General features: G+C 41.4%; 11 protein-coding genes. 6 read left to right on the plus strand and 5 right to left on the minus strand.

Going from position 1 to position 12643, the window contains the following annotated elements:
* Positions 1 to 3: 3 nt before the first annotated feature.
* Entirely contained in the window at positions 4 to 564 is a 561-nt protein-coding gene (locus RMX89_RS33810) for a malate dehydrogenase (RefSeq protein WP_322692056.1), read from the minus strand.
* Positions 561 to 857 carry a hypothetical protein gene (locus RMX89_RS33815; protein WP_322692057.1) on the minus strand — a complete coding sequence of 99 codons (297 nt, stop codon included), beginning with the start codon at positions 855 to 857 and terminating at the stop codon, positions 561 to 563. Before RMX89_RS33815 ends, RMX89_RS33810 begins: the two co-directional genes overlap by 4 nt.
* 95 nt (positions 858 to 952) lie before the next feature.
* On the opposite strand from RMX89_RS33815, the gene RMX89_RS33820 reads away from it, so the two are divergent.
* A complete protein-coding gene (locus RMX89_RS33820; protein ID WP_322692058.1) occupies positions 953 to 1462 on the plus strand; it encodes a GNAT family N-acetyltransferase in 510 nt (169 codons plus the stop codon).
* A 670-nt stretch (positions 1463 to 2132) separates the two neighbouring features.
* On the opposite strand, the gene RMX89_RS33825 is transcribed toward RMX89_RS33820, so the two are convergent.
* Positions 2133 to 3440 carry a glutamate-5-semialdehyde dehydrogenase gene (locus tag RMX89_RS33825; protein ID WP_322692059.1) on the minus strand — a complete coding sequence of 436 codons (1308 nt, stop codon included), beginning with the start codon at positions 3438 to 3440 and terminating at the stop codon, positions 2133 to 2135.
* A gap of 406 nt (positions 3441 to 3846) precedes the next feature.
* Here RMX89_RS33825 and RMX89_RS33830 point away from each other — a divergent pair, with 406 nt between their 5' ends.
* The 5 genes from RMX89_RS33830 to RMX89_RS33850 all read left to right on the plus strand — a co-directional run bounded on the left by RMX89_RS33830 (position 3847) and on the right by RMX89_RS33850 (position 10356).
* Entirely contained in the window at positions 3847 to 5835 is a 1989-nt protein-coding gene (locus RMX89_RS33830) for a zinc metalloprotease HtpX (RefSeq protein ID WP_322692060.1), read from the plus strand.
* A 445-nt stretch (positions 5836 to 6280) separates the two neighbouring features.
* Positions 6281 to 6634 carry a MetQ/NlpA family ABC transporter substrate-binding protein gene (locus RMX89_RS33835; protein WP_322684678.1) on the plus strand — a complete coding sequence of 118 codons (354 nt, stop codon included), beginning with the start codon at positions 6281 to 6283 and terminating at the stop codon, positions 6632 to 6634.
* A gap of 19 nt (positions 6635 to 6653) precedes the next feature.
* Entirely contained in the window at positions 6654 to 7991 is a 1338-nt protein-coding gene (locus RMX89_RS33840; RefSeq protein WP_322692061.1) for an LLM class flavin-dependent oxidoreductase, read from the plus strand.
* Positions 7992 to 8278: 287 nt separating this feature from the next.
* A complete protein-coding gene (locus RMX89_RS33845) occupies positions 8279 to 9313 on the plus strand; it encodes an aliphatic sulfonate ABC transporter substrate-binding protein (protein WP_322684680.1) in 1035 nt (344 codons plus the stop codon).
* A gap of 245 nt (positions 9314 to 9558) precedes the next feature.
* On the plus strand, positions 9559 to 10356 hold the full coding sequence (locus tag RMX89_RS33850; RefSeq protein WP_322692062.1) for a class I SAM-dependent methyltransferase: 798 nt from the start codon (positions 9559 to 9561) through the stop codon (positions 10354 to 10356).
* A gap of 324 nt (positions 10357 to 10680) precedes the next feature.
* Here the strand turns inward: RMX89_RS33850 and RMX89_RS33855 are convergent, their stop codons facing one another.
* Positions 10681 to 11904, minus strand: a complete 1224-nt coding sequence (locus RMX89_RS33855) for a glutathione S-transferase family protein (protein ID WP_322692063.1) — start codon at positions 11902 to 11904, stop codon at positions 10681 to 10683.
* Positions 11905 to 11907: 3 nt separating this feature from the next.
* A complete protein-coding gene (locus RMX89_RS33860; protein ID WP_322692064.1) occupies positions 11908 to 12561 on the minus strand; it encodes a class I SAM-dependent methyltransferase family protein in 654 nt (217 codons plus the stop codon).
* Positions 12562 to 12643 lie beyond the last annotated feature (82 nt).

Here is a 12643-nt window from a genome sequence, read left to right on the forward strand (position 1 = left end):
CTCTTATTCAGAAAGTAGATTATCACATTTTGGTATTAGTGGGATAGGTTCATGAACGTCTTGTTTACTAACGTTCAGTCGCTTACCAAGTTGATATCTTAGTCTAGCAGTATCAAGAACGGTTCCCGAACCCAAAATTAGGTTTTCTGCTCTAGTAGAACTGGCGATCGCAATCCGTGTTAGTACATCCACTGGATTGCTAACGATAAGTACGATTGAATTCGGTGCAACTCGATCCAATTCTTTCATCGTCGAACGCACGATCTCTGCATTATCGTTCAATATATCTAATCGGCTTTGTCCTTCTTTTTGCCGCACCCCAACAGTCACGACAATCACATCAGAATCAGCTAAATCTTCATACTGATTTGACGCTATAATTTCCATGTCTTTAAGTAAAGGAATGGTATCTTCAATATCCCATGCTTGCCCCTCAGCTTTTGATAAAGTTCGGTCAAAAAGGACGACTGTTACACATTTACCGAGTAGCACTAAAGCATTTGCTACATTTGCACCCACATTACCCGCACCAATAATACCGACCTTGGATATTTTGCTACTCATGCCAAATCTATTTTTTTGTAACTGGCCTGATAGGTTAATGTTAACTCTAGAACTAACCGTTTCGAGTCAAGATTCTTGAAGCGATCGCTTCGTCTCAAAGATTTGATATGTTGACGCAAGAGAGAATTGATAAGTGTTTTGTGTTCGTCGACACCCTGGAATTGAAACCAAGCTATCATATCTGGATCAATCTGAATTAAGTTCTGTGCTTCAGTTGCTGGCAATCTCAACATTGCCTTCTCGAAAAACTCATCGTTTAATAATGGAATATTCAGAATAATCAACATCGTCATCTGACATCGATTTCAATGCTTCCCAATTAGCATGTGAGATATTGTTCAAATCGTTGGCGCTCATTATGTTTTAGTTTCAGTATCGTAGATGCTTTATGAAAATCGAAGTGGTAAAAGCTACTCAACAACAGAAGTCAGTGCTGTGTAATTTAATGGAACTATACCAGTATGACCTGAGTGAGATAGAAGCTAAAGATGTAGATAGCTGCGGCTTGTTTGGTTATCAATATCTTGATTACTATTGGACAGAACCTGAGCGACATCCATTTCTAGTTAAAGTTGACGAGAAACTGGCAGGGTTTATACTTATTAATCAGCACACCTATCTTTATCAAGATAACAATGCTATGTCTATTGCTGAGTTCTTTATCCTCAAGAAATATCGAAGTCAGGGTATTGGTGAACAGGTAGCTACTCAAATTTTTGACCAGTTTCCTGGCAATTGGGAGGTACGGCAGACTGCTTTTAACTTAGGTGCACAAGCCTTTTGGAGCAAGGTAATTAGTCAATACACTAATGGAGCTTTTAACGAGGTTTTCTTAAATGATGATCGATGGCATGGCTCAATTAAAACTTTTGACAACTCAGATAAACTATTAACATAAAATATATACCGATTTATCTAGTCTATTTATAGTGAGACTCATTGATTCGATTTCCGCATCATATTCTGTATATAAAATCCAAGTAAGCCACCCAATATTAAAATAAATGTATTACTAATCAACCCCAAAATATTAAAGCCGTTATAAACATTGAACTTAGCTGCTGATGAGACTAATTTTTGTAAATTGGGAAAAACAAATGCTAAAGATACAATTGCAGCAGGAGTAACACAAACTATAATTACATCCTGGAGAACTGTAACTTTGTTTAAATTAGCTCTGAGAATGACGCAAATAGCTGCAAATTAAATTTGTACGATAAAAGGAATAAAATAACCAACAATCGACCAAGGATTGATTAGTAATTCACTTAATGTTCCCCAAAAATTGATAAATATATTTATAAAAAAGGCTAAAAATGTTAAGTGAATATGCATCATTACATAGAAGATAATAGTAAATTCGTAAAATATGCATAAACTTATGCAAAGTAGTAATCCGATTGAAAAATCTAAAAGCAATGGTTCAGTCATGAGTTTTTTTAAATGATGATTGATGCCATGTCTCAATTAAAAATTTTGATAACTTAAATAAACTATTAATATAAAAAATACACCGGATAAATCGGTGTATTTTTAGCGTTACTAAAGCCCATAATTTGGAGAATCTTTTACACTAAATCCTGATGAGTAAAAGCTTTAGCATTCGCCCCGGTGTAAGTAGCCACAATATGACCATCGCCAGTCATTTGATATTTATATGTAACTAATCCTTCTAAACCAACGGGGCCGCGGGGAGGCATTTGTTGCGTACTAATTCCTACTTCTGCACCGAAACCATAGCGGAAGCCATCAGCAAATCGGGTAGAACAATTGTGGAATATATTGGCTGAATTTACTAGTCCAAAGAAAGTTTCAACAGATGCTGGATCTTCAGAGATAATGGCATCGGTATGACGAGAACCATATTCGTTAATATGTGCGATCGCATCTTCTATAGAGTCTACAATCTTTATCGATAAAATAAAATCGCTGTATTCTGTTTCCCAGTCTATCTCTGTTGCAGGTACGATGTTAGGTAAAATTTTCAAGGTGTGTCGATCGCCTCTTAATTCCACATGGCGTTCTTCCAAAGCCTCAGCAACTTTTGGTAAAAATTCTGCCGCAATCGATTGGTGAACTAGCAAAGTTTCAATTGCATTACAAACAGCAGGATATTGTGCTTTAGCATCGACGGTAATCGGAACTGCTTTAGAAATATCGGCGGCTTTATCTATATAAAGATGACAAATTCCGTCGGCGTGACCTAGTACCGGAATCCGAGTATTTTCCTGTACAAATCTGACAAAGGAATTAGAACCTCTAGGAATAATTAAATCTACATATTTATCTAATTTCAAAAGTTCTAGAGTTTCTTCCCTAGTTGTGAGCAACTGTACCGCATCTGGATTAACAGCAGTTTGCGATAATCCTTGTTTAATAGCTTTAACTATCGCTTCACAAGAACGTACTGCTTCCTTTCCACATTTGAGGATTACACCATTTCCCGATTTGATTGCTAAAGAAACAATTTGAATCGCCGCTTCTGGACGTGCTTCAAAAATAATTCCCAAAACACCTAAAGAACAGGTGATACGCTTCAGAACTAAGCCAGTGTCAAGTTCGCGGTGAATCTGCACTTTACCAATTGGATCGGCTAGCTTACCAACATCTCGTACCCCAGCGATCGCATCTCTTAATTTATGTTCATCCAACTGCAAGCGCTTATAAAGTGGTTGGGGAATTCCTTCGGCGCTAGCAGCTTTACAATCAGCAATATTTGCTTGTAAAATTTCATCTCTAGCTAATTCTAAAGCTTGCGCGATCGCCACAAGTGCCTGATTTTTTGCCTCAGTGGAGAGAATTGCTAGCTTACTTGCAGCTTGGCGAGTTTGTCTGGCGATCGCAGTTAGGGGAGAAGCAATATCAAAAATAGTCATAGTACAAATCTTTACTTTTTCCTCATCTTATCAATCTCAGGTTATGTTCATCATTCGTCTTCCTCCAATCGGGTGAACCATTTGGGTAATCAATAATTACTCTAATCGGGTGAAGTAAGGCTGGGTTGAAAACATGTATTCTCTAAATATCAACACGGACAAAGAGGTAGTAAGTTTACCGCAGCAAAAATATTATAAGTATTATTACAGGTTTTATTTGAAAGTCTTAAACATGATTTATGCGTTCCCCAGGCTAGAGAGACATAGTAATATATGTTTCTCTAGTCTTTTACTTAAGTAGATATTTTATACTGTTATTAATTAAATTTTTACGAAATTGCAGTGACATCGCTGGATCTATTGAGTATTGATAGATCAAATACCACTCCTTTAGTAGGGAGATCCTATGTCATTGCAATCTGCGTTAAATGCCTTAAACCAAAAACGTTATCAAGAAGCGGCTGAATTACTCGAACAATTCTGCCGCGATTGCGCTGAACACAATTCCTCAGATTATCTTTCAGCACAGATGTGGCTGATGAAAGCTTATCAAGCCATAGGCGAAACCGAAAAAGCCAAGGCCTTGTGTCAAAAGTTAATCATGAGTGAAAATCCCCAGGTTCGCAGTTGGGCAGAACAAGCCAATCAATCCTTGGGCCAAACACCATCTAACGTTAGCCGAAAAGCTGGTCGCGCTGCTACGACTGGGATGAAATTAGCGATGGGGGGAGTGGGTGGTAGTTTGGCGTTAGCTTCTGGTGTCACCATGACCTTGCTGTTTGGCATGGTGTTGGCTTTAGGTTTGAGCTTAGTATTTATTTTGGGTAGCGATAATCCACTCCAAGGATTAGCGATCGCAATTGGTATTACCCTAGTTTTTAATATCGCCGCCTTTTTCATATCTCCATTCATCATGGACTTAACTCAAGGCTGGCTTTACCAAACTCGCTGGGTAGAGTTGGCAGAAGTTAAAACCCTCAGTCCAGAGACAGCTAAAGTTATTCGCCAAGTCTGCGAGCAGAAAAAGCTGAAAACGCCGCGTTTGGGAATTATTAATGACCAAAATCCCACAGCTTTTACTTATGGCTCATTGCCAAACAGCGCTCGTTTAGTCGTCAGTCAAGGACTTTTCACATATCTCGATGACGATGAAATTGCTACCGTCTACGCTCACGAATTGGGGCACATCGTCCACTGGGACTTTGCAGTGATGACAGTAGCTTCTACCTTAGTACAAATTTGTTACTTGATTTACAGTACAGCCAGAAGATTTGGGCGCGGTGGTGGCGATAGCAAAATCAAAGATGCGATGCAAACTGCTGCCTTAGTTGCTTACGTGTTTTATGTCATCGGTACTTATCTAGTGCTGTACCTCTCTCGCACACGAGAATATTTTGCCGACCACTTTGCAGCCGAAAGTACGGGTAATCCTAATGGATTATCCCGCGCTTTAGTGAAGATTGCTTATGGGATATTAGAAGAAGGTTCGCGGACACAAGAACCCAGCCGTTTAATTGAAGGAACTCGCGCCTTGGGTATCTATGACCATAAAGCTGCCGCTTCCACAGGAACCGCCTACCGCATTGCATCCGATACCCAAAAAATTGGTCGCGTCTTTCTGTGGGATATGTTTAACCCTTGGGGCTGGTGGATGGAGTTAAATTCCACTCACCCATTGACAGGTAAACGAGTTCGTGCATTAAGTACATACGCCGAACAATTGGGTTTACCGACTGAGTTTGATATGGGGCGAGTTATTGGAGAAGGTAAAAGTCTTAATAAGAATAGACTTTACGGCAACTTCTTTTTAGATGTTGTACTCTACGGCGCTGAAACAATTGGTTTCTTCGCTGGCTTGGTAATGGGTGTGATTTTGTTGTCAAGTTCCCCAAATACAGGTTTAGTATTGGGTGCGCCACTAATTGGCTTAGGGATCGGAATTCTCATCAAAGCTTTGGTAATGTTCCCCGACTACAAGCAAGCACCAGAAACCGATATTCTCACCCTAATGTCAGACCCTTATGCCAGTCCGTTACGCGGACAACCTGCAAAACTGGAAGGTCAACTCATTGGTCGTGGCGACGCTGGTTATAAATTTGGTTCCGATTTAAAAATTCAAGATCGTAGTGGAATGCTTTATTTGCATTACGCCTCACGCTTTGGCCCCATCGGCAATTTTCTGTTTGGGATGAAGCGAGTCCAAAGCTTGATAGGCGAACAAGTTGGGGCTGTAGGTTGGTTCCGTCGAGGTGTTGCGCCTTGGATGGATTTAATTCAACTCCAGAGCGAAAATGGCACTATCGTCAACAGTTACCATCGCTTCTGGTCATTCCTCCTTGGCGGTGGATCGATTATCCTGGGAGTGGTCTTGACTATGTTTTTGAGCCGCAGCTAGCAAAGTTTCTAGGCTGCTGTCAAAGCATTTCTCAGTCTATCCAAGCTTTAATTTGTCAGGAGGTGGTTAGTAACTGCCTCCTTTTTTAATGCCACTTATAAATTCAATTCACGAAAACCCTGATATATATAAATTTACCTAAAACAGCAAGAAGGCTCACACTGAACCCGATCGGGTTCAGTGTTGAGATGAATTGCGTTTTTTATCCTCACCTATGCAAATCTTATCGTATACTACTATAAGTCTACCGATTTACAGCATATTAATACTAGGTGCAAAAATAGATGGCAGGAGCCACAAACTTTATCGAGATTATTGCAAATATTAAGCCATTACTGTTTCATCCCGACGTGTTAACAATCAATTACCCAACTTCCTAGAGGGTATTAAAAAAGGTTCTTCAGTACGTGTTATGCCAATTATTAGTTAAATATCAAAAATAATCTTGAAAACAAAGGTAAAAAGGCAAAATCAGTGCCAAAACCCTAACCTGAAACACATCGACTTCATCAATTTACAAATTAAGGAGTTAGACAATTACGCTATTTTTAGAGCCTTAGACGATCTAGATTTAGCTGTGATATCTGCATCCTTCCTTGTGCAAGCAAAGGTATCTCTAAACCCCATTGTGTTAGACGAGATTGGCATAGCTAACAAAAATTATGCGGTGGGTTTAGCAACTGTACAATCGAAAGCAAATGATTCCAACATCCAAAAATTAAATCAATTGGTTGTCGATCGCAAATTGAAAGACTATATCAATAACTATTTCAAGGGGACGATCGCACCTGTATTTTAAATCCCGATCCGGAGGGCTAATGAGTAAATCGAAGCAATTAAAACTCGGTGCTTTTATGCGCCCGGTAAGCATACATACAGGCGCTTGGCGCTATCCTGGGGCTTTGCCTGACGCTAATTTTAACTTTCCAGCACTGAAACGATTCATCCAGAAATTAGAGCAAGGCAAGTTTGACGCATTCTTTATGGCTGACCACTTAGCGGTGCTGAATATGCCAATCAACGCACTCAAGCGCAGCCATACTGTCACATCCTTTGAACCTTTTACCCTGCTTTCTGCCCTCGCCAGTGTCACCGAACACATTGGGCTAGTAGCCACCGCTTCCACGACCTATGACCAGCCTTACCACATCGCTCGCCGCTTCGCGTCTCTCGACCATATTAGTGGCGGTCGCGCTGGCTGGAACATCGTCACCACAGCCAATCCAGATGCAGCGCTCAACTTTGGATTAGAAGAAGAGATAGAGCATGATGAACGCTATCGGCGGGCTAGAGAATTTTATGATGTTGTCACGGGTCTTTGGGATTCCTTTGCTGACGATGCGTTTATTCGAGATGTGGAAGCCGGGATTTATTTTGACCCTGCAAAGCTTCACGTTCTGAATCATCAGGGAAAATATCTCTCGGTGCGAGGGCCATTGAACATCGCCAGACCTGTCCAAGGCTGGCCGGTAATCGTTCAGGCAGGCGCATCCGAAGCCGGACAGCAATTAGCTGCCGAAACCGCCGAGGCTGTGTTTGCACCTGCGGGTAATCTGGAAGCTGGCAAAGCTTTATTTGCAGACATTAAGGGACGGGCGCGGACAATTGGACGTGACCCAGACAGTATAAAAATCCTTCCAGGTGCTTTAGTCGTTGTGGGGGAAACCGTTGCCGAGGCACAGGCAAAGCGTGTTTATTTAGATAGCCTCGTACATTATGACAGTGGAATTTCCAGCTTAAATAGTGCGCTTGGCTACGACGTTTCAGGTTTTGATCCAGACGGCCCCTTGCCAGAAATCCCACCGACTAACGCTGGTCACTCTTCACGAGAAAGAGTAATAGCCTTAGCGCAACGCGAGAATTTGACGATTCGACAACTGGCGCAACGTGTTGGCAGTTATGGCGGACTGGCTTTCGTTGGTACACCCCAAACCATCGCCGATGAGATGGAAAAGTGGCTGTTTGAGGAAGGCTCTGACGGTTTCAACATCATGTTCCCTTATCTTCCTGAAGGGTTGAACGATTTCGTAGATAAGGTTGTGCCAGAACTCCAACGCCGTGGGATTTTCCGCAAAGAGTATGAGGGTACAACGCTGCGTGAAAATCTCGGTCTGGCGCGCCCTGCTAATCGCTTCTTCCAGACTAGTCTGGTGTAAACTGCGATCGCGCTAGTATCACACCTATTGTTTCTTTTTTTTACCACTTGCATCAATAGCACCGTCATCCTCGCTGCTTGATTTTTAAATTAGCTTGTGGTAGAGTTCGTGCAATTATAATCTACTGTAACTTGATCGGGTTGTAGTAGATTGTTTAGATGAGAGAGTTAGCAAACAAAGTCTAACCGCAAAATAAAAAATTTCCCATCTTGAACTTTTACATCATTCCAAAATCAGTTTTTTAATTAAAGCCTGTATTTTAAACCCCAGAAAATTGGTAATACATCATGGTAGCAATATCTAGAAAACGCAACTTTCTAATTTTATTAGTAGCTGGAATATTTACTCTCTCCACAACTTTAGTAAGTTGTAAAGCACCAGATACACGAGAAAAGGCAGCAGTTGCAGCTCCTAGCGGCATTAAGACAAAATTATTAAGAATTGGCTATTTTACTGCTGCGGATATCACCAAAAGTAGACAAGTTTTAGAGAAACGCTTGAATCCCTTGGGTATTCAAGTCCAGTGGGCGCAATTTACAGCTGGGCCACAGCTTTTAGAAGCAATAAATGTCGGCAGTTTGGATGTCGGTGCTGTTGGTGAAACTCCACCTATATTTGCCCAAGCAACTGGTATTCCCTTTGTTCTTCTTGCTAATACTATACCGGGTAGTGGTGAAGGTTCGGCGATCGTAGTACCGGAAGACTCCCCCATCAAAACTATAGCTGATTTAAAAGGTAAGGGAATTGCCTTTCAAAGAGCTACTGCTAGTCAATACTTTGTGGTTAAAGCTTTACAAGAAGGAGGACTAGAGCTAAAAGATGTCAAACATCTCAATCTGATAGCTCCAGAAACTCGTGCAGCATTATCGCGTAAGAGCATTGATGCAGCTGTGCTAAGTGACCCCCACCTGGCTATATTTCAGAGAACGGAAAAAGTTCGGATTCTTCGTAATGCTAAAGGACTTTCAACCCAAGGAGGCTATTGGATAGCTGCACGTAGCTTCGTGAAAGAGAACCCTGAGCTAATAAAAATTGTCCTTGAAGAAGTCTACAAATTAGGCAATTGGTCTAAAGCAAATAGGCGAGAAGTTGCCGAAATTGTCGGGCGTGATACCAAGCTTGATTTACCAACCTTAGAAACAATAGTCAAGCGTCGGCGTTTTGGCATCAGACCGATTACCGATAAGGTTATAGCAGGACAGCAAGAGATATCTGACTTGTTCTATAAGCAAAAATTCATCACTAAAAAGATTAATGTCAAGGATGTAACACTTACTCCTGAAGAATATGCTGCTATACTCCCGGCAGAAATCAAGCCCTGAGCATTTGCAGTCAAAAGAGGCAAGGGAGCAGGGGGCGGGGGGCGGGGGGAAAGACACTAGACGGAGCTTGTACTTTGCCCCAGTTCAAGCGGAATTTGTAATTGGGTAAAAGGGAACGAGGAACAGTTTCGTAGGGTGTATTATCGGTGTTCTCGTTATGCACCGCAAATCTTGGTGGTGACTAGAGCTAATTTATATAAGCGCATCCTACTTAACTATGAATCAATATCAAAATCTAAAATTCAATGACAGATGAAACAAGTCAGTTAAGAACCACTTTTGATCGAGTAGCACTGTTGTATGACCAAGTTCGACCAGGATATCCAGAAGCGCTTTTTGACGATGTGGTGTCTCTTTCAGAAATCACTCCAAACGGAAGGATATTAGAGATTGGTTGTGGTACTGGTCAGGCAACTGTGCCCTTTGCCCGCCGAGGTTATCGTATACTCTGTATTGAGTTGGGTGAGAATCTTGCTACGGTTGCCCAAAAAAATCTGGCTGCTTATCCGCAAGTAGAAGTGCGTAACATCGCTTTTGAGGATTGGGCGATCCAAGAAAATGCTTTTGATTTAGTGATTTCGGCGACTGCTTTCCACTGGCTTGACCCAAGTATTGCTTACAAAAAAACGGATCTTGCCCTCACATCTAAAGGAGCGATCGCGCTATTTTGGAATGAACACGTATATAGTGATGCTAGTAATGGCTTCTTTGAAGAAGTACAGGAGCTATATCAAAGTTTAGCTCCTCAACTGGTTAAAGACGATGAGCCTCCTTTGCACGAGCAGAAAGTCCCTAATAAAACAGCTGAGATTGAGCAAACAGGTTTGTTTGGTGAAGTAATTTATCGCTCTTATCGATGGGATGCAACATACAACAGTGCAAGTTATCTCAATCTCTTAAATACTTACTCCGGTCATATAAATTTAGATCGCATTACAAAAGCGCGTTTTTTTGATGCGATCGCTGAATTAATTAATACCAAGTTCAATGGACAAATTACTAAAGGTTACTTAACTACTTTATACGTAGCCCACTTATTGTAATCTGGCGTTGCAGAACAGAGGGATGAATTTAGGCAGGCAGGGGGGGAGATTTTATAACTTGCGAAATCATCCCGCAATTATGCAACGCCTGTAATCTTATCTAAATCATTTTGCAGATATGATTAAACAGTTACGTTTTGTAAGGGGGACTGTTAGCCCAACACAAACACCTATTGTATATGAGATTTTAAACCCCTTGAGTAGGATATTCAGTTTTCGGCTCCTATCACAGCTAACTCGTCGGAATTGCAAACTCTGTTCGATTTCATTGCTATAGGAGCAAGTGAGGGCGATCGCATCCAGCCTTCAGCAACGCCCACAAAATTAATAAACAGAAGTCAACAATTTATCGATCGCAGCCCGAAACGCCGTTGCTGCACCAGCGCTCATATCACGAGGAGCGCAGATGCGATTTCTTAAATATGCGAAAGTAATAGCACCTACAGCAGCGAAGATGGAATCAACGCTGCTATTTTTACCACCAGTCCTTCCACCTGGTAAAGTTGCACCATTGGCATGAATGAGATAATCAGCTAGTTGTCGCAGGTGAAAATCAACAGCGTCCTTAACTGTGGTAAAATCACCATCTGCGGCTATTGCTTGGACTCCAGAATTTTTGATAATATCTGCGATCGCAACTTCTCGATTATCGCTCAATCTCTCAGCCGCTTCGGCACGATATTGAATTTTCTCACTATCTGCCACATCCAGAGGTAAAGGATTTCCAATCGGTTCTACACCCCATCTGCGACGCAACAATAAATTATTGGTGATATTATCCGACTTCACCCTGTGATAAGCAGGACGCTGATTAAGTGCGTCAAACCAAGCATTGATTCGAGGAAAGCGAGGATTCCCTTTGAGATGATATCCTCGATATACAGGTAAATTAGCCGCCAATCTATCTAGATGGGGGCTATACACAATATCAACTAAGCTAAATGTACTGACAAAGTAGGAGCCAGGGTATTTAGCCAAAGCTTGCTCAAGTTCATCTAACTTCGCCTCAAACGCTGTTTGTAAGTTAGCCAACTCATCAGCATCTACAGGTGCTTCTCTCAGAAATTTGTAAGCAATCTCTTTAAAACCGTTAGTCTCAGCTTCTTCAACCAACTGCCTACCAACAGCGTTTTCCTCTGAATTCTCAGGCAATAATGCTGGATGTGGAAACCTTTCTTCTAAAGCTAAGAGAATATCTTTAGATTCATATACTAATTTACCCTCAATTTTGGCTGCTGGGACAAGAGTTGTGGGAACTAGGTCAGTGTACCATTTAGGTTTATTACTTAAATCAATAAACTCCGTTGCAAAGGGAATTTCCTTTTCTTCCAGAGCAAACCAAACTCGTTCGCAGAAAGGACACCAGGAATTAGTATCTCGATAAAGCAAGACTGGCGGTTCTGCGTTTGGAGGAAGTTTATGTAAACTGCTGGGTATTGGTGCAGTAGAAGGAGATTGTCCTGTCCTCTTTACCCTACGCGCAGAGGTATTTTTTCTAGCAGTTTCTAAAACTTCTTCCCAAGTTGATACTGTGTTTTGAATAGACATTTTTTACCTCGCTTTACTAGGAATGCCAGAAAACACAAATAACTGTTGCTCTTTAGGTGCAGCCAAGTTTTCACCAAGGTATCGATGAAGACCAACACCCATATCTCCTGTAGCCGTAAGCTTGAAGTTTACTTCCTCAAATCCAGATGCACTTAAAATTTTCCGTACATTGTCAGAGTAGGTAATACCGTTGGAGTGTCCACGAGTCCAAATGACAAAAGCACCCGGTTTACTCAGAAAACTCAGGTTATCTAGTAAGCGATTGAGTTCAGCTTCCTCAAGATTGCCAAAGACACCACACACAATCACAATATCTGCTGGTACTGCTCCTACATAGTTAGTGGCAAGAGTTGCATCACCATTGATAATCTCAATTTGCTTGGCTAAACCCAAAGACTCTATAGTTGCTCGTCCACGCTCAACTAGATTTGAATTTATTTCAACCAGTCGTGCAGAAACATTCTTCGCACGGGGGTGATTTTTTAAAGTTCCTAATAAATCTCGTCCGTCACCCGCGCAAACACTCACTATTCGGATAGCGCCATCTGGCGACGCATTCAAGCTATAAGCAATATATTCCCGCACGATTTCTAGACGCTGCTGCAATTTTGGCTCAGTATCGTATAGGTCGTGCCATTCATACCAATCTTTTGGCATAAGGGGTGATTCCCGTTTGATGCACACTAGACATGTCCTTAAAACAAAAGTTATGGAAAAATGATACAGAAATAAAAATTAT

This window comes from Nostoc sp. DedSLP04, from assembly GCF_034530775.1.
Lineage (GTDB): Bacteria > Cyanobacteriota > Cyanobacteriia > Cyanobacteriales > Nostocaceae > Nostoc.